This is a genomic window from Nostoc sp. C057, from assembly GCF_013393925.1.
GTDB lineage: Bacteria > Cyanobacteriota > Cyanobacteriia > Cyanobacteriales > Nostocaceae > Nostoc > Nostoc muscorum_A.
Genome location: NZ_CP040290.1, coordinates 34,426 through 53,518, shown reverse-complemented (window position 1 = coordinate 53,518; position 19,093 = coordinate 34,426). Strand labels below are relative to the sequence as shown.

At 39.2% G+C, this 19,093-nt stretch carries 13 protein-coding genes; all 13 read left to right on the top strand.

Annotated elements, in window-relative coordinates; genetic code table 11:
• The first annotated feature begins 116 nt into the window (after positions 1–116).
• The 13 genes from dpdE (at position 117) to dpdK (ending at position 19,065) form a co-directional block, all read left to right on the top strand.
• Complete coding sequence (dpdE, locus tag FD724_RS38180) at positions 117–3,425, top strand: protein DpdE (protein ID WP_179076782.1); 3,309 nt, start codon at positions 117–119, stop codon at positions 3,423–3,425.
• Positions 3,422–5,962: a protein DpdF gene (dpdF, locus tag FD724_RS38175; RefSeq protein WP_179076781.1), complete on the top strand. Its 2,541-nt coding sequence runs from the start codon at positions 3,422–3,424 to the stop codon at positions 5,960–5,962. Before dpdE ends, dpdF begins: the two co-directional genes overlap by 4 nt.
• Positions 5,959–6,864, top strand: a complete 906-nt coding sequence (dpdG, locus tag FD724_RS38170) for a protein DpdG (protein ID WP_179076780.1) — start codon at positions 5,959–5,961, stop codon at positions 6,862–6,864. Before dpdF ends, dpdG begins: the two co-directional genes overlap by 4 nt.
• A complete protein-coding gene (dpdH, locus tag FD724_RS38165; RefSeq protein ID WP_179076779.1) occupies positions 6,861–9,944 on the top strand; it encodes a protein DpdH in 3,084 nt (1,027 codons plus the stop codon). The genes dpdG and dpdH overlap by 4 nt, the downstream gene beginning before the upstream one ends.
• Entirely contained in the window at positions 9,935–10,639 is a 705-nt protein-coding gene (locus FD724_RS38160; protein ID WP_179076778.1) for a hypothetical protein, read from the top strand. The genes dpdH and FD724_RS38160 overlap by 10 nt, the downstream gene beginning before the upstream one ends.
• A gap of 23 nt (positions 10,640–10,662) precedes the next feature.
• Complete coding sequence (dpdJ, locus tag FD724_RS38155; protein WP_179076777.1) at positions 10,663–15,186, top strand: protein DpdJ; 4,524 nt, start codon at positions 10,663–10,665, stop codon at positions 15,184–15,186.
• 523 nt (positions 15,187–15,709) lie between these two features.
• Positions 15,710–16,099, top strand: coding sequence for a DUF4365 domain-containing protein (locus tag FD724_RS38150; RefSeq protein ID WP_306297130.1), 390 nt, complete (start codon positions 15,710–15,712; stop codon positions 16,097–16,099).
• 236 nt (positions 16,100–16,335) lie between these two features.
• Entirely contained in the window at positions 16,336–16,695 is a 360-nt protein-coding gene (locus FD724_RS38145; RefSeq protein ID WP_179076776.1) for a hypothetical protein, read from the top strand.
• 62 nt (positions 16,696–16,757) lie between these two features.
• Positions 16,758–17,102, top strand: a complete 345-nt coding sequence (locus FD724_RS38140) for a hypothetical protein (protein ID WP_179076775.1) — start codon at positions 16,758–16,760, stop codon at positions 17,100–17,102.
• Positions 17,103–17,104: 2 nt separating this feature from the next.
• Positions 17,105–17,572: a hypothetical protein gene (locus FD724_RS38135; protein WP_179076774.1), complete on the top strand. Its 468-nt coding sequence runs from the start codon at positions 17,105–17,107 to the stop codon at positions 17,570–17,572.
• Between the two features lie 285 nt (positions 17,573–17,857).
• Positions 17,858–18,127, top strand: a complete 270-nt coding sequence (locus tag FD724_RS38130) for a hypothetical protein (RefSeq protein ID WP_104900801.1) — start codon at positions 17,858–17,860, stop codon at positions 18,125–18,127.
• Positions 18,097–18,543: an HNH endonuclease gene (locus FD724_RS38125; RefSeq protein ID WP_179076773.1), complete on the top strand. Its 447-nt coding sequence runs from the start codon at positions 18,097–18,099 to the stop codon at positions 18,541–18,543. Before FD724_RS38130 ends, FD724_RS38125 begins: the two co-directional genes overlap by 31 nt.
• Positions 18,544–18,549: 6 nt before the next feature.
• On the top strand, positions 18,550–19,065 hold the full coding sequence (gene dpdK / locus FD724_RS38120; RefSeq protein ID WP_104900803.1) for a phospholipase D-like domain-containing protein DpdK: 516 nt from the start codon (positions 18,550–18,552) through the stop codon (positions 19,063–19,065).
• The last annotated feature ends 28 nt before the right edge of the window (positions 19,066–19,093 follow it).

The following is a 19,093-nucleotide window of genomic DNA, read 5'->3' as shown; positions in this document are numbered from 1 at the left end:
AACGGTGTCTCTCTGTTAGAGAAGCTATCTTGGAAGAAGCGAATAGCACACGGATACAATACGCTATGTGCGTGCTACGGGAAGGTTAATGCTAACGTACTTAGTGGACTTGGAGTATGATAACACTTGGTTCGTTGGTAGGTTCCCGAAACAACAGCTTGGGCATAGGGAAGGTCATTGATATATCTGATGCCAATGCAAATGTTGAGTATTTTTGTTCTATAGGGCAACGTCTTCAAAAAACTTTACCTTTAAGTTCGCTCTCTGAAGTCAGACTTGAACCCCAGGCTCGATGCTATATTAAGTACCAAACTCAGGATAAATGGATAGTTGGCAGAGTTTTCATCTGGGATGAAGATACAGAAATGTATCAAATTGATTTACCAGATAAGAAAACTGCGATCGCTACTGAAGAAGACATTTACGTTCGTTGTAATCTCCCAAATACAGACCCCATCGACACTTTAGCGATGAAGGGGCAAGAAACGCCCTATTTCCACGATAGACGCTTTGCTTTTGTTAAATGCTTAATTTTACAACGCGCTGTCAGTCGGGGAATGACGGGATTAATTTCTGCCAATATTAAACTTTATCCACATCAAGTTGAAGTTGTCCGTCGTGTACTTGAAGACCCGATTCAACGATATTTATTAGCGGATGAAGTTGGACTGGGAAAAACCATCGAAGCTGGTGCTATTCTTCGTCAATATTTATTAGATGAACCTTCTGGACGTGCGGTAGTGCTAGTTCCGCAATATTTACTCCAACAATGGCAGCAGGAATTAGAAAACAAGTTTTACATCTCCCACTTTCCCAAACGGCTAGCAGTGCTTTCTGTTGAGGATATTCACAAAATCAACCCGAAAGCGAATATTGGCTTGCTAATTTTAGATGAAGCACACCACATCGCGGCAATGGCAACCTCTAACGATGCAACAGTGCGCCAGCGTTTTGAGACTTGCAAAAATATTGCTCATAAAAGCGATCGCCTGCTTCTATTATCGGCTACCCCGGTTCTCAACCACGAGCAAGATTTTCTAGCAATGCTGCATCTGCTCGATCCTGCAACCTATCAACTTGATGACTTAGCAGGTTTTCGTGAAAGGGTAGTAAAACGCCAAGAGATTGGTCGAATTCTCCTGTCCTTTAAAGAAGGTGCAAACCCCTTTGTCCTGAAAACTAATCTCAAAAATCTCCGTAACCTGTTTCCTGAAGACAAGTATTTACTGGAATTGGCAGACAATCTAGAAAATAGTTTACAAGCAAAAGCTAGCGATATAGTTGAAATTGTCAGGGCAATTCGTATTCATATTAGCGATACCTACAGACTTCACCGCCGGATGCTTCGCAATCGTCGCGCTTCCGTAGAAGATGTAATTTTTGACCGTAATATTACACTGAGAACCGAGTACGATTTAGATGAGCGATCGCCTGACATCCACGAACTAATTGAGGAGTGGCGTGAAGTAGCTCCTGATGACAAACAATATCACCACATTTTTCTATTGTTTTTCCGTGCTTCTGGTACTTGGCTGGGTATTTTAAAACAGGTAATTCAAGCACGTTTAAGTGGTGTGTCCACTGCGGAATTAATTCAGGAGTTTGGTGCTGATAGTGTTCGCATCCTGACTGAAACTCCTAAATTTGCTAACGGGGAAGCAAATATTTTGCAAAGCCTACTGCAAATTATAGAACAACCGTCAGAGGATGGCGATCGCCTTGAATTACTCAAGACAGTCATCCTCTATCAACTCTGCGAACCTTTAAAAGTACAATCCTTGAAATTTAACCTCCCTAAATTACTTGCAGAGGTTCAACAACGGCTAAAAAGACCGATACCGGGAGACAGTCTGCCCAAAATTGTTATATTTACGAGTTTTGTACAAACTTGTGCCGAAATTGTCCGTTACTTGAGCGATCGTTTTGGTGAGGGAACTATCGTCAGTCACCAAGTTGGACAAACTAGGTCTCAAGTGGAGGAGAACTTAAATCGGTTTAAAAAAGACTCCAAATGCTTTATTTTAGTTTGCGACTCCTCTGGCGAAGAAGGTCGTAACTTACAATTTACCAACTACATGATATGTTTTGACTTGCCTTGGTCGCCAAATCGCCTAGAACAAAGAATTGGTAGGATAGACCGGATTGGTCGTTTATTGAAAGTTGAGTTTACAGTATTTGCTGGCGTAGACTTACCCGATAGTCTCTATGATGCATGGTATCGCTTATTGAAAGAAGGGTTTAATATCTTTGGGCAATCTATTGCCAGCCTCCAATTCTATGTTGATGAGAAATTACCCTTGTTAGCAGAAATTTTGTTTAAATCGGGTGCAAATGGACTATTAGAAAACATAGAAGTCATTCAAAAAGAAATTCAGCAAGAGCAAATAAAAATTAACGAACAAAATGCCCTAGATGAAATTGATGCTCTGGATGAGAACGCTACCCAATATTTTCAAGCTTTAGACGATTATGATGCCCGTCATCAAGAAATCCAGCAAGTAACTGAAGATTGGATTTGTGATGCATTGAGATTTCAGCCAATCACTAATCCTAATTTTTCGACACTTAAGCGTTATAAACCTACCGGAAATACATTAATTCCAGCAAACGATTTAAGCAGCAATTTTGCAGGGGTTTTAGAAGAATTTGGGACTTTTAACCGTAGGGTAGCAAATCAACAGCTTGGTGCAAAACTCTACCGCATTGGTGAAAAATTTGTAGAAGCACTATCATCTTATATCCATTGGGACGACCGGGGTCAAGCCTTTGCTATGTGGCGAGTTGCAGAAACTTGGGATTTTGGGGAAGGTGAAGAGTGGTATGGTTTACGATTTAATTACGTTATTGAAACAAATTTAACGAATTACAAAAATACCATAAAAGATAAAACTTTGCAAAGACGCGTAGATGGGTTATTCCCGCCCATTGTAGAAAGTGTATTTATTGATGCACGATATGAACCAATGTGTGCGGTTGAAGATGAAACATTATTAAATATCCTGCAACGTCCTTATAAAGGCCAAGGCGGTAAATATCGAGATTACAACTTAGCCAAAAGTCGTTTATCTATTCTTGATAATTTTATTGAGCCTAGCAGGTGGCAAGAATTTTGCCATCAGGCGCGTCGCACGTCTTTAGAATTACTCAGTCAGCGTCCCGAATTTATTTCATTATGTGAAAATAGTGCCATCCGTGCTAAACAAAAGTTAGGTAAGAGACTAGATCAATTGCGCTTGCGTCTCAACCGACTTACTAACCAAGAGCGTATTTCTAATAAGGTACTGGAGCAAGAACTCAATAACGAAACGGCATTAAGCCAAGTAATTATCGAAGGAATTCGTCATCCTAGCATTCGTCTTGATTCTGTTGGTTTTATTATCGTTTCTGGGCGACCTCCAGCTAAATCTGAGGAGGATGATTTATGATTGACTCCTTCTCAGAACTTCGGGAAATTCTTAAAACAGGTAAAATTCCTGAAGATATTAGTAATGTCTCAGAACCTTGTCATCGGCGTTTGTTGGATGCGCTGCAAAACTCGCCTGGGTCTGGGGATCTTGTTAGTCTAGTGCGTCATGTATTGCGGCGCGAGGATGCAAAACAGGGTGGAAGTTCTGCAACGACTCTTTTAGTATCTTGCAAACCTCCTTTTCCTAATCGCAGTATTTGGGAGTCGGCTAGCATAACCGTGCTGCGCGAAGATAAAGAACACTATCTCATCAGCGCCCGTCCTTGGCAACCAGAATGGCTTGACCTAGCTGACCAATATCCGCCAGATGCACCTTTATTTAGAGAAGAAAACCGACGGAATTATGAACCAGTTTCCGGCGACCCGTTTTTGCAATTAATGAAGTTAGACAAATACAGCAGTAGCGGACAGCGTGAAGCAATTCGTGCAGTTTTGACTGCTCCTGATAATTCAACTTTAGTAATAAACTTACCTACGGGTGCGGGAAAAAGCCTTTGCGCTCAACTACCTGCATTGCTGAACTCCAGAAATAATAATGGTGTCAGCGTGGTAGTTGTGCCAACTACAGCATTGGCTATTGACCAAGAACGGGCATTAAAATCAAAATCTTCTGTACATCATGCCACAGCCTATTATAGCGATGATTCTGTAGAGGGTAAAGAAAGAAGAGAAGGGATACGCGATCGCATTCGCGTCGGAACCCAAAGGATAATTTTTACCTCTCCTGAAAGTTTAATGGATTCTCTAGCACCTGCTCTGTATGAAGCAGCCAAACTAGGGATATTACGGTATTTTATTATCGATGAAGCGCACATGGTAGAGCAATGGGGTGATGATTTTCGTCCCGCATTTCAAGAAATTCCCGGTTTGCGAAGAGATTTACTGCGTCTTAATTCCTTCACAACTTTATTACTAACAGCAACATTAACAGAATCTTGTTTAGACACCCTGGAAACCTTATTTGGGAAAGATTTACAAGTAATATCTGCTGTACAGTTGCGACCAGAGCCTGCTTATTGGTTTAAGCGATGTGAGAGTGAAGAAGTTAGAAAAAAAAGGCTACTTGAGGCAGTTTATCATCTTCCTCACCCGTTAATTATTTACGGAACTAAAGTTAAAGATGTCGAGAATTGGAAACGAGAATTAACCCGCGCTGGATTTAAAAGATGTGACCTGATGACAGGTAAATCTACTACTCAGCAACGGGAGCAACTAATTGAAAAATGGCGAGAAGGAAAGATTGATATAGTTGTTGCTACTTCTGCCTTTGGATTAGGTATTGACCAATCAGATGTCAGGGCAGTAATTCACGTTTGTATTCCCGAAACCATTGACCGTTTCTATCAAGAAGTTGGACGGGGAGGAAGAGATGGTAAAGCTTGTATGTCGCTAACATTATATACAACTGAAGACTTCAATGTTGCTCGTGGTTTAAACGAAAAATCGACAATTACTATTGAGAGAGGATTGCAGCGTTGGGAAAGTATGTTTGCGAAAAAAGAACCCCTGCAAGACGGTAAATATAGTGTGCCTATTAATAATCCTCCCTCTTTGCTAGAAGGAGATATTGATATGCAAAGTGACCAAAATAGGGCTTGGAATATTCGCACGTTAACTTTGATGAACCGAGCAAATCTAATTGAAATAGACTCAGAAGAACCTCCTCAGAAGAAAAACTCTGAATCAGAATCTGAACAAGCTTATCAAGCAGCTTGGGATTTATACCGAAATTCTCGCAGTATTCGTATCCGCAATGAATGCCATTTAGAAAAATTTATTTGGGAATCTGAAGTTGAACCAGTTCGCCATCAACGCCAAAGCTGGAGTTATAAAAACCTTGAACTGATGAAAGAAACTTTAAAAGCTAAACGTTGTATTTCAGAAATATTTGCACAAGCGTATAGTATTCCCTCACGTCACACTCCAGAACCCAGAAATCCCGTGATAGTTTCTCATGCTTGTGGAGGTTGTCCTGTTTGTAGAAAAAATGGAGTCACACCTTTTCCCGGAATAATGCCTGCTTCTAGACCTGTATGGCAAAAACCCAATTTTATTCAGGGTAAAGAAATCCAAAGGTTGCTTGCAGGTGAAAAAATTCTGCTTATTTTCTATGATTCGCTGGAACAATTAAATAAGTTGTCAAGAGGTCGAAAATTGTTTAAGTGGCTAATAGAACAGGGGATGAATAATATTGTAATTTCTCCAGAATATAATCAATTTTTGAAAGAAAGTAGTAAAATACATAACTCATTTATTTTTCTATTTGATAGTTATGAACCTGTGCTAATGCCACGAATACCCACTCTGATTTTTCATCCTCCAGGAATACGTTTACCTGCAAAATATTTATCTAATTACAGTACATTAAGCAGAACGCGCATCATTTTACTTCCTATAAATACACCAGACCCAGAGAGAGAAGACCGACTATTAATTAATATTTTTTCAGGCAGATATTTTAAATTTGATGTATTTTGTACCGAGGTTAGTATATGAGTGTTTTAAAAACAGGTTTGGCTCATCCCAGTAGAATGCGGGGAATATTTAGATATTTACTTCATGCTCAAGGACAAAGGGAGAAGAGAGACGTATTAGAAAAAATATTATCTCCTGATAAATTAGTCGAACATTTAGCGAGTGAAGAAAAATCAAAAGACAAAAAAACCTCTCATCCTATGTTCAATGATGCTATTAGGGAAAGCATAAAATGCAAACTTTTAATCGAAGAGAATGAAGAAGTTACAATTAATCAAACTTTACCAAAAGATGCAATAAATCCTCAGCTTGGTGACAAGCTATTACCTGATACTTTCAATTACCTTTTTTTTACATCTGATAACGAAGATGAAGAAGACTTTGGTCGGGTTTGTGCTTGGTATTTAGCACAGGATATTTACGATGCACCTGGGACTTGGGAAGAAGTGGAAAAGCGTATTAGTAACCAAAAAGCAGGCGATTTTTTGAAAATGTCAAGCAGTCGCCTCTTTGTGCAAATGGATGACTGGATGCGCTACCTGGGTTTTGCATGGGGTCATACTTTGGGAGGGAAACCTCTCACAGTTCCCGATCCGACAGCTTATATTAAACGAAATCTCAAGCTTTTGTTTAATGGACAACAAGAAATTACAATCCAAGATTTTATTAATAGATTAGCCAAACAATGTCCTTTATTTGAAACTGGAAAGTTTCGAGAAGAGGTAGAAGAACAAATTGGCACACGCGAAACTAATTTTCTTTCTACAAGTACAGCTTTTGCCTTATTTCGACTTCACGATGAGGGTGAGATTCAGCTTGAGAGACAATCTGATTCAGTCTTTATGATTTTACCAAAAGTCAATAACCAAGTTGATAATGATGGGCGAATTTCTCACATTATTTGGAAAGGAGAAAAATCATGACTTTTGAAAAGTTTGTCTGTTGGAAACTGGATATGATTCGTCAGGTGATGAATGTGGAAGCAACCCAAACTGCAAATCATTTGTTTTTGGCTACACATCATCCTATTGCAATGTATCGTCAGGACTCTATTAAAGCTTTATCACAAAAAGAATATGATGAAGCACAGTTTCTCAAAGATTTTTTAGGTGAAAACGATTTTGCCTTTGTACCTGTTTTGGGTGAGACGGGTACGGGAAAATCTCACCTGATTCGTTGGTTGCAAGCTAATATAAAATCAACCGATAGACGAAAAGTGCTGCTAATTCCCAGAATTGGCACAAATTTAAAAGATATAATTGAAAAGATTTTAAATATTGCAGAATTTGAGGCAGATAAATTAGATGAGTACCGCAAACGTTTAAATCAATCGAGCCGGACTTTCACAGATAAGGGTGCAAGAGAACAATTATTAAACAATTTAGCTTTTCAAGTTGGTATTAACGGACAACATACACGCGCTAAACTTGCTGATGAGGAAACTCAGGAATATTTAATCGAAAATTTACCTGCTTTGCTATATGATGATTTCTTTCGAGAACATTTATTAAGAGATGGAGAGATTATTCATCGTTTAGTAATTCATACACTGGGATATCAATATACTATTGAAGATATTAATGAACGTCGTGAGTTTTCTATCGAAGATTTGCCTCTTAATATTTTAAATATTCAAAAAGCTGGAGAAAAGGCACGAGAATTTTATAGTTTATTAATAAATGATGAGGATATAAAGAAGCACACCGTAATTTGGTTAAATGATCACTTAGATGAAGCTATCACCCAAGTTTTGAATTTTGGTCGAGAAGACTTGCAGCAATTAATGCGCGAAGTACGAGAGACATTAGCAGAAAAAAATATTGAATTAGTACTTTTAATTGAAGATTTCGCTAAATTGCAAGGTATTGATAGAGAAGTATTGGAAGCAGTTTTAGCAAGACCTCAGCAAGCTGGAAATAAGCCATTATGTGCTATGCGTACAGCATTAGCTTGTACTACAGGTTATTTTAAAAATTTGATTGATACAGTGCAACAGCGCGTTACCTTCAGCGTCAATCTTAATATTGATACAGTTGGTGAGAAATCTTTAATTACTCAGGATGATATTCAAGTATTTGTTGCTAGATATCTAAATGCTGTTCGCTTAAAGGAACAAGACATTGAAAACTGGGCTAATTCTCAAAATAGAGATGAAATAGAAAGTGCTTGTAACGAATGCGAACATTCCCAAGCTTGTCATACAGGTTTTGGTCATGTTGAGGGAATGGGTCTTTATCCTTTCAATTCTAAAGCTTTAGAACAGATGTTTAGTAGAGTAAATCCAGATGAATTTAACCCCAGAATTTTAATTAGAGATGTGTTGAAATACACTTTGGAAAATTCTATTGATGATATTGAAAATGGGCGTTTCCCTTCAGTTACTTTAGGAAAACACTTCGGGAAGATGAGATTGAGTACTGATGTGAAGTTACATATTCAAGCCAAAGATCCACAAAATTCAAAGCGTCGAGAGATATTTTTAGACCTGTGGGATGATAGTCATGAACTTTGCAATTTATTCTCAGAAGTTCATACTGCTTTTAATTTACCTCTGCTTGATGTTAAGGCTAAACCAATAAAAATTCCGCCTGTTCCACCCCAACCTCATCCAATAACACCAAGGGTTGTAGAACCTTCAGGGGAATATAAAATTGATACTTCGCTACAAGAAAAGCTTGAAAAACTCGATAGTTGGAACAATGAAGGACAACTATCAGATACGCTTGCACAAAATATTCGTCAGTTGCTTTTCCCCGCTATTATCGAAAAAATTGAATGGGATACTGAAATGCTGCTGAAGGGTACTTTCGTCGGTAGTGGTGGTAAGTTGCTTAAGCAAGAAAATCTCATGTTCCATAACCCAATGAAACATAAGAGAACACGTTATTCCGGGGTTGTTTTATCGCTTCCTCTCAATCCAGATGATGATAAGGAATTTACAGAAACTGTATACGTATTTCAAGGTATATTAAAGTACAATAAATATGGAAATTGGAAGTTTGAAAATGGCGATCGCTATTTTCGTATGTACGCAAAGTATCTAGAATGCTGGAGTCAGTACGTCATCGAAAAAATTCGCCTTTATCCCCGCGAATCTGGTGAACCTTGGAACCCCGTACCTGCTGCGGTGGAATTACTAGCGATTAGCGCCACGATGGCGGGGTATCCTACTAATACGCTCGAAAATTTGATTAATTCTTTGTTTATCGACTTAGATAAAAGCGATGATACAACTCGTGCATCTAGTTGGAAAAAGCTGTTTGATACTTTTAGTCTCAAGAGAAACAGAGAAGCATTATTAGATATTGTTAAAAGTCGAATTGCTTGTACGAAAGGTAGTTATTCAACGTTTCAAATTATTGATGCAATTCAAATTATTGAACCTCTAGAAAAAGTGCGTAAATATTGGCAACCTCAAGAGCAAATTCCTGAAGATGTCCGCGATAAGTTTCCAGAGTTACAAAAGGTACGTCAACAAGTCGATGAACTCCTAGAGAATGCTATTCAAGAAGAGTACGAACGACAGTTTAATATTTATCAATCTCTAGTATCTGAGTTGGGAGAAGAAATTAATAAAGAGAAAGTTATTAAAACTCTCGAAGCTGCAATGATTTCAGCACAAAGTGAAGGTGTATTTCGTGGTAAAAAAGACTTTGTTGGAATGAAAGACATACTAAATAAATTTAGACGTACCGCAATTACCAAGTATCAAGATACAATGAAGCGCGTACAAGCTGAGAAAGACAACCCAGAAAGTAAAGTTGGTAAATTACTTCAAGACTTGAGTGAAGATTATCAAAAAATTATTACTGATTCTTCAGAATTCCTCGATAATACTAATAATTTTCTGGATGCTTCGATTCTTGAAGCCAAAAGTCGTATTGCAGAGTTAGAGCAACCTGATGGTGCAACAGGAGAATCTAGTTACGAAGAAATTTGTGAGGGGTTAGCTAACTTACGGAATCTTATGAATGAAATTAAAGGTGATACAAAATGCTCTTAGAAAAATCACAAGAACTAATTGATTTATCTCAACGTAGAAAATCTCTGCAAAACTTTGTAGGTTATCTTAAAACTATTCAAACTAGGCAAAAGCAAATTGCTGATGCACTTGCAACTATTCAGCCACTTGTGGAAGCATTAAAAGCTTTTCGCCAAAGAGGTATTAACAATATTGATTTAACTCAGAAAGTAGAGTCTATTTTAAGTTTTGTTATTAATGTTGAGGATAATTTACAAAATAATTCCGAGTGGATTCTTGACAATAAAAATTTTAAAGGTAATATTTTAAAGTCAAATATAGATAGCCTAAAAACTACTCTAGAACAGCAACTGAGCGAAGCATGGAAAAGCTACCGGGATCGACAAATGCCTAGCACTAACAATGAAATCCTCAATTTACTGGCTAAAGTAGAAGCTTTTAAAAACACAGTTCGGGATATTCAGATTATAGATAGAGAAATAAAAAATGTTATTTATCCGAAAAACAATGCTGAGTTTGCAGTATATGAACGTAAAATTGAACAATTAAAATATTATTGGAATAGTCTTAGCTCTGATGAAGTTCCTGAAGCTGTATTGCATTTTCTTCGAGCAGCAGCAAATCAAGGAGCGCCTTTAAATCTTTTAACTCCAGAAGTTCAAGATTGGATTAATCAGCATGGTATTTCTGATTCCTTAAGAATTCGCTTGATTTAAAATAAAGTAAGGGCAGAGCAAGGGTGACTACCAACTGGGATAAAATAATTAGAGAATTTTTAGATAAGTTGGAACGCCAGGAAGTTCAACTTTTGACGTGGGGAATTATTGATGGTGGATTTTCTGAAGATGAAATTAAAGAACTTGCTGACGATTTTCTAAATAATTGTGAGATTGATGAGGATGTTTGGGATTTTATAGAGCAAATCATTGATCGCAAATTGTTGTTTGAGTTCAACCTCAGAGGCGATCGCCTTTTTCGCACCAGGATGGCGGAAGGGGTGAGATTATTTGCCCGTCTCCGCCAACTGTTCCCGAATAATAGTTGGCAAACATCTCCTACCTTAGTTGCTGATTATCGCTTACAAATCCGTCCGAGAATTTATCCCAAAAGATATATTACGCCAGAAGCAGTAATTAAACAGCTAGAGGCAGATAAACTATTAACTCCAATACGAAAAAAAGCTGTTGCAGCTATACTAAATTCGCCATTGCGTGGTGAGGTTCAACTTGCAGATTTTCAGCTACGCGCTACAAGCCGGATGCTGCGGGATTTAAACAGCACGAAAAGTCGCGGGATGATTGTCTGTGCTGGGACAGGAACGGGGAAGACTTTATCTTTTTACTTACCAGCACTGGCGCATATTGCAGGGTTGTTGAAAAAGAATGAGTATTGGAGTAAGGGACTGGCAATTTATCCCCGTAACGAACTTCTCAAAGACCAATTTTCTGAAACCTATCAAGAAGCACGTCGTCTTGATGCTGTCCTCAAGGCAGAAGGTAAGCGTAAAATTCTTATTGGTGCATTTTTTGGCTTAACTCCCAGAAGCGCAACTTTGGATCGGGTACAGGATAAATGGGAAGCTGAAAGTGGTGGGTTTACTTGTCCTTACCTGCGGTGTCCCAGATGTGAGGGTGCGCTATCTTGGCGACGGGCTGATTTAGAAGCAGGTAAAGAACAACTTTCTTGTCTCAAGCTATCTTGCGGTGCTGTTATCCAAGAAGATGAAGTAATTTTAACACGCGATCGCATGACGAAAACTCCCCCAGACTTGGTTTTTACCAGCACAGAAATGCTCAATCGGTCTATGGGAGACTCCCGTTACGGTCATATATTCGGCATTGCAACTGCGAAAAAGCCTCAGATAGTTTTGCTTGATGAGGTACATACTTACACGGGTATTCACGGGGCACAGGTTGCTTACCTGTTGCGACGTTGGCAGAAAATAATTGCCACAAAAGTCCAATTTACGGGTCTTTCGGCAACATTAGAAAGTGCAGCAGAGTTTTTTAGCCAACTGATAGGCTTAAATCCTGGTTCTATCGAGGAAGTTTCTCCCGGCGAAAATCAAGTTGCGGAAGGCACGGAATATCAATTAGTTCTCAGAGGCGACCCCGTATCTGGAACGAGTTTACTGTCTACAACGATACTAACTTCGATGCTGCTACGGCGCATCCTTGATCCATCTGAAGACCCTCCCAGCCAAGGGTTCTATGGTTCCCGTGTTTTTGCTTTTACTGACGATTTAGATGTAACCAACCGCTTATTTCATAACCTTTTGGATGCCGAAGGATGCGACAGTTGGGGTCGTCCTCTGCGGGGAAGACAGCCATTTGCAGCATTGCGATCGCATAGTGCATCTGAGGGGAGCGAACGCTTAGTTGCTGGGCAATCTTGGCTTTTATGTGAAGAAATTGGTCATGGGTTGGAATTGCCTTTAAGTATTGGCCGCACTAGTTCCCAAGATACTGGAGTTACCCCAAATAGCGATGTAATTGTTGCTACTGCATCCCTAGAAGTGGGATTCAACGACCCAGAGGTTGGAGGTGTAATTCAGCACAAATCACCGCGAGATATGGCTTCATTTCTCCAAAGAAAAGGACGTGCTGGACGACGGCGAATTATGCGACCTTGGACAGTGGTAGTGCTTTCTGACTACGGACGCGATCGCATTGTCTATCAAGGCTATGATATGTTATTTAACCCAGTTTTAGAAAAGCGCTCGCTCCCCATCCAAAACCGCTATGTTATTCGCACATCTGCGGTTTTCGCTTTTATGGATTGGGTAGGACACCAGTTAGCAGCAATCAAAGGAAGTGTTTGGTATGATTTTGCCAGCCCATCTGAATACGCAAAAAAACGCCAGCAATTAGAAATAGAACTAATTGAAAAGATTCTCGAAACAGAAACAAGACAACTCGAATTGGCAGCATATCTGCAATCAGCCTTGAATTTGAGCAAAGATGAGGTCGAAGCTATTCTCTGGGAAGCCCCAAGGTCATTGATGATGGTGGTACTTCCCACTTTGCTGCGGCGTTTAAAGTCTAATTGGTATCGCTTTTCAGTACATTTAAATGAATCAAATCAAGATTATCAAACCAACGACCCCTTACCCGATTTCGTTCCCCCCAGTTTATTTAGCGACTTGCTCTTACCAGAAGTAAAGATTACGACACCTCCCCAATTGCGTAATAGCCAGCCAGATATTAACCTCATGCCCATTATTCAAGCACTGAAAACCTTTACACCAGGCAGGGCTAGTCGTCGTTTTGGGGTACAACACATCCATGCAACTCACTGGATTGCTCCCCCGAATTGGCAAGAAAGAGAACAAAATTTACCAATAGAAGACTACTGTACTGAATTTGAAGAAGCGGGAATTTTTCAACTTTGGCAAAATGGAGAAATTGTAGATATTCGCTGCATTCGTCCTTGGGCAATCAATCTTACACAAGTTCCTGCCAGCATTTCCGTTCGTTCTAATGCCCAATTAGAATGGTGCAGTCAAATAATTCCTCCCGACTCCGGTATTAAACTCGAATTACCCCAAGGTTCCTCGTGGTGCAAAATTATTACAGAAGTTTGCTGCTTTACCCACATCCAACAATCGCCCCTTGAAGTGCGGCGGTTTGCGATCGCCTCCCATGCTAACATCCGTTTTCAAAAAGGTGACGAACTCGATACGACAATTTGCTTCACCCAAAAACACGATGGTAGTCCAGCAGCTGTAGGATTTGCCCAATCTGTTGATGGTCTAGTATTTCGCTTTTGTATTCCCCCTAATTTCAGCATCAGTCCCAGCGATTCTAATCCAGAGAAGATTTGGGCGTTTCGCACGGCATATTTCCGATATCGGGTCTTGATAGATGCCAGATTGTGTGAATTAACAAATGTCTTTCAACGGGAATGGCTTTATCAAATATATATATCGATGCTCACCGCCCGCGCCTTGGCAGACCAAATCTCCCTACCTGAAGCTTTTGAGGCGCTTTTGGGTGAAAATATGGGTCAAGAAATGGCAAGGGTTCTGGACAATATCTTTCAAAGCTTGAACGTCGAAGAAACTCTACTGGAAGAAGGGGAATCTGCACCAGAACAAATTCAGGGACGGCAGAGGGTACATGATAGGTTGCTGGCACTTGCCAACGCAGACATCATCCAAACTATATTAAATGACCTTGCACCGATTCTCTGGTCAGAACCTGATGAAGAGTGGCACTCTTGGGCAGCATTACGTTTTAAAGCGACCTTGGGAGGGGCGCTGCTGGATGCTTGCGGGCAATTGTGTCCCCACTTTGATTTGGGCGACCTGATTTTAGATATCGATCCTGGCCCGCGTCCACCAGATGCACCTGCTATTTCAGAGGGAGTAGAGGAAATTTGGATAACTGAATCTACCATTGGTGGCGGTGGGGTGATTGAGGAAATCTTGCGGCGCTATGCTGCTGATCCGGCGAATTTTTTCCGATTGGCGGGGAGTGCGTTGTCACCTGGAGATTTTGAGATTGTGAACTCGGAACTGACGCGGTTATTGGAGTTAACCCAAACCAGTGCAGATGTCGCCGATGCAATGGCTGATGTGCGGTTAGCCGAAGGACATGGTGAATTAAAACAAGCAAGCGATCGCCTCCGCAAAGTCCTGTCCTCTAAGGGGATTTTGGTAACGCATCCGGTGATGACTGCAATTAACGCACGGGTTTTGCGTCCTGGAAGTACCTCAGAAACCGATAAACTACTGCTGGATTTGATTCGTTTGTGGCATCAAGAAGAAGCGCGTTTAGGTATTGAAATTGATGCGCGGGTGTTTGCTTATGTCGCCAGCAACGATGACCAGTTGGATCAGGCATTGTTGCATCTTGGTTTAGTGCAGCCTAATCCCTATTGGCGGTTTCAAGTGATTTATGGGCTGTTGTGGGCGAGGGGAAATATTATTCGTTCTCGCGCCTTATCTTCTTACAATCCCTTTGTTGTGATTGCCGATGCTGATAGAGAAATTTTACTGGATATTTTGCAAGTGGGCGATCGCACAGTTTGGCTGAATGAACCCAATTGGCGAGAACAGGTGGAGGAAGCGTTTAAGCAAGGTGCATCGGTTTCGCTGATAGCGCCTCCTGATGCGAGGGGAGATTTAAAGTCAGCGATTTTGAGTTTAGCAGTCGAACCGATGGAACTTGGGTTTTTGCAGGTTTATCCATTGGTGGAGGGGGTGCAGAGGTATCCGGGAGGGTTTGGGGTGAGGCTACGGGTGCGAGAAACGGTGCAGTAATAATCTGCTTGAAGATAAAGTCTGACCATCCAACACAATATGGATATTACTGTGATTTGAACTAAAAATTGAGATTTTAACTCATGATATGCTTCAGGAATGAGTATCCAGTTTATAGTTCACTTTTAATATTCGAGTTTTTTTACTAATAATGATTATCGTGTATAGGGGATAAAAAGACTGATAAGAGAGACGTTTGTATCAATCCTTCGGCTTGATTATCATTATTATTCAGCTACGAGTTGAGTAGGCGATCGCTCTGTTGTTGGGCGATCGCTTGTTCAATGAAATATTTTATTTTTACTCAAATATCTATTAAAATAAAAGTTTTGAACCATAAAATGGGTATTTGAATCATATTTTGGATTGAAAGTTTAAGTTAGAACAATTTTGTCAGGGATTTTTTGTGCAAGTTTTGTTCAATTGTGTTTTTTCAACTCATTCTCTAGTTATGATTCATAATTTCAACTCTCACTCATGATTTGATTCAAAGTTTTAATTTGTGATTAGCGCGAAAGCCTGAATTTTCGTTAACTCTTTTCTAATTTATGGATCAAAATTTTTCTCACATTATCAAAGCATAATTAACCAACAAAAAGAACAATTTAGCATTAGCTATATTAGAGCGATCGCTGCCGTTGCAGGTTATTCTTTATATAGACCAGAAGTTGATAACGATAGCGTAGATTTAGGAATAGTCAGTAGAGGTGGTACAGGTAAAATCTTTTCCCCTAGACTAGAAGTACAACTAAAATGTACATCTAGAGGTATTCTGGATGAAAACTATATTAAATATCCCCTCAATCTCACCTATCAGGAGCGTTTACCAATTCGCGGCACAGGTGATTTAGTCAAACAAGATAATCATTTTATCCTGAAAAATCCTCAAAATTTGCAAATTGAGAAAATCTAAATTCAGCCTATCAATATTTTTAGGTTTTTTCTAGATGAGTTTTGATTTTAAGAGTTGTGCAATGCCTTTTCTGTGAAACGCTACGTGAATGAAGGGCGTAATTTCGGGAGTTACAATTAGTAGCGTAAAAGATACTTTGCCATGACTAAATTCAAGTGTAATTACTGAAGTGTTCTTACTAATAGTTAAGTTAACTTTTTGTTAGCCAACATCTACTTTTATAAGAATTAACCAGAATGTTAACTTTTTCAATTGGTGAAGTAAAAAATGCACTATCTAAAGCTCTTGAGTCTTTGCCTGATTTTCATCAAATGAATCCTTTTCAAAAAGGAAAAGTTATTGATTTAACCTTTAAATCAGTTTTGAAGGATTTAATGAATCAGTTTAAAATGAAGCCAGGTATAGATTATGTAGATAATTTGGGTGAGAATGAGCCTGCAACTGATTTTGTAGCTTTATCTCAAAAGGCAGATCAACTAATTACAGGTTTGATGGAAGGAAAGATTATTGCAATAGATGGGTATGTTGCCAAAAGTAAGTTAGGAAAAGAATATGAAGTAAAAGCGCATTTTCGCAGCAATCCGAAAGTAGCTTAAATCTTCTACTCACCGTCTCAAAATAAATACTTTAACAATAATAAAATTCGGCTATTCACAATATGGAATCAAAATTTTTTGAAACTGGTAACTATATATATGAATGCAAAACTTCTCCTACCAATATGGAAGGTGATTTTGATACAGGTTATTTAAAACAATCAATTAAAAAACTTAGACAACGTTGGGATAGAGGAAATCTTCCAAGCGGCTACCGTTATGTATTTCCAGTTAATTATATTAATGTTGAAAGTATTAACATCCTCCAAAATTTGCAAAATGATTATCCAAGTGTAGATATAAAATATTATGACTGTGAACACGTTCAAAAACTTTTGATAAATTTAGAAAAAGTTGGTAATTTACAGTCATTGGTTGATTATATCAAGCAAGCAAGAGGTAAATAAAAGTGTCTCAAGACTTATATTTTTATAAACAAAAAATACTGACAGATAGTGCCACTAAAATTCTTTCAGAAGAAGAAATCTATGAAGCGATTAAGGCATCATTAGCAAAACGAAATTTAGATAATGAAACTTCTGTGCGAGAGCAACTATTTCAAGAAGTTGAACTAAAGTCAGTTGAAATAAGTGCTTATTCTCCAGAAATTGAGACTTTATTAGAGAAAGATATTAAGTTTATAAATCCACAATCAAGATTTTTCATGATGAATGAAAATATGTGGAATGCTATTAAAGGTTATATTATTTCTCGCTATATCAAAACAGATAATAGCATAAAAATAGATCCTGAAAACAGTAATAACATTGACCAGCTAATAAAAAAGCTGAAGCAGCTCAATCCTGAAATAAGCGATGATTATTCAAATTTAAATAAATTATATAACAAAAAAATGCTATTTGTTAATATTCAATAGTCAGGGTAACTTATATCTGTTGTTTACTTACAATGTCCTCCCACTTAAGCATCTACTAAACCCTGACTTATTGCAAACAATCTTCGTCGCTTAACTCAGCAACCGCAGTCAGTGCGTATGGCTCGGTTTTCCCTGGATATCTATTTAGTATGCTCGTTATCGATAACATCGGCAAAAGTTCCTATACGTAGAATTATCTGGAAATTATTCGATCGCACCCACCCACACCGTTATAATCATTGATTAATTGAGGCACAATAGAACCAAAGGCACTGTGAACACACAATGACTACTCAATTGATGGTTCAACCCTCATCCTTAATGTCTTCTGGTATCAGGATGAGCGAATTCGGTGATATTTATCTTTTTAAATTTACCGATGAGCTACAGTCTCGCTTTGAAGAACTGTTGCAGAAGAAAAAAGCTGATGCGCTCACTCCTGAAGAAGAAGCTGAATATGTAGGCATTTCCGAACTTGAGCGAATATTTACCTTGATTAACGCTCAACTAGCAGCCAAAAGTAAATGGTGTCCGAACAAACTCGAAGACTTGTAAGAAAACGAGCTGAATATCTCTGCGAATACTGTCACTCTCCAGAATACTTGAGTCCAGACCGTTTTACCATTGACCATATCATGCCGCAGTCTTTGAGTGGCTCTGATGAATTGGATAATTTGGCATTAGCTTGTCATCGCTGTAATGAGCGTCACTATAATTTTACAGTAGGTACTGATCCCAACACTCAAAAACAAGTCCCTCTATTTCATCCCCGTCAGCAACAATGGTCTGAGCATTTTATTTGGACAAAAGACGGGACAAAAATTGTCGGTACAACTTCTACAGGGAGAGCTACTAGCCATCGTTTTGACTTCAATGATGAACGTCGGGATGAGCCTTCGATTCAAGTTGCTCGTCGTTTTTGGGTAGAAGCGGGTTGGCATCCGCCCCAGTTAGATCCACGTCAAGAATAAGAAGAAATGTCATCCCGCTATATTCACTCACGCCTAAGTTCCCGCCAAATCCCTGACTTACTCCAAACAATCTTCGTCGCCGAACTTATCACCCCCAGCCAATGCGTGTGGCTTGTTTCTCCGTGGATATCTGACATCCCCGTTATCGATAACACCGCCAACACCTTCCTATGCTTAGAACCTTCATGGAGTCGTTCCCGCATTCGCCTCTCCCAAGTCCTCGCCACTCTAGCTGAACGGGGAACGACTGTACACATTGCTACCCGTCCCGACTCTCATAACCACAGATTTATTGAACAAATCAAAGGCAAAACTGACTATCAGGATGTTCCTGTGCGATTCCACATTACCGAAGAACTCCACGCAAAAGGTATCCTGGGAGATGGGTATTATCTTGCAGGTTCGATGAACTTCACCTACAACGGTATTACAGTCAATGAGGAAGTTGTAACTTATGAAACATCCCCAGAAGCGATCGCTGAACAACAGTTGATTTTTACTAACCGATGGGGAGGGGCGTAATGCTATTTTGGATTATTTAATTTTTATC

What these genes read in the sequence shown, in the direction of transcription:
- dpdE (WP_179076782.1), top strand. Translation starts at nt 117, where the DNA reads ATGATAACACTTGGTTCGTTGGTAGGTTCCCGAAACAACAGCTTGGGC.
- dpdF (WP_179076781.1), top strand. Translation starts at nt 3,422, where the DNA reads ATGATTGACTCCTTCTCAGAACTTCGGGAAATTCTTAAAACAGGTAAA.
- dpdG (WP_179076780.1), top strand. Translation starts at nt 5,959, where the DNA reads ATGAGTGTTTTAAAAACAGGTTTGGCTCATCCCAGTAGAATGCGGGGA.
- dpdH (WP_179076779.1), top strand. Translation starts at nt 6,861, where the DNA reads ATGACTTTTGAAAAGTTTGTCTGTTGGAAACTGGATATGATTCGTCAG.
- FD724_RS38160 (WP_179076778.1), top strand. Translation starts at nt 9,935, where the DNA reads ATGCTCTTAGAAAAATCACAAGAACTAATTGATTTATCTCAACGTAGA.
- FD724_RS38145 (WP_179076776.1), top strand. Translation starts at nt 16,336, where the DNA reads ATGTTAACTTTTTCAATTGGTGAAGTAAAAAATGCACTATCTAAAGCT.
- FD724_RS38140 (WP_179076775.1), top strand. Translation starts at nt 16,758, where the DNA reads ATGGAATCAAAATTTTTTGAAACTGGTAACTATATATATGAATGCAAA.
- FD724_RS38130 (WP_104900801.1), top strand. Translation starts at nt 17,858, where the DNA reads ATGACTACTCAATTGATGGTTCAACCCTCATCCTTAATGTCTTCTGGT.
- FD724_RS38125 (WP_179076773.1), top strand. Translation starts at nt 18,097, where the DNA reads ATGGTGTCCGAACAAACTCGAAGACTTGTAAGAAAACGAGCTGAATAT.
- dpdK (WP_104900803.1), top strand. Translation starts at nt 18,550, where the DNA reads ATGTCATCCCGCTATATTCACTCACGCCTAAGTTCCCGCCAAATCCCT.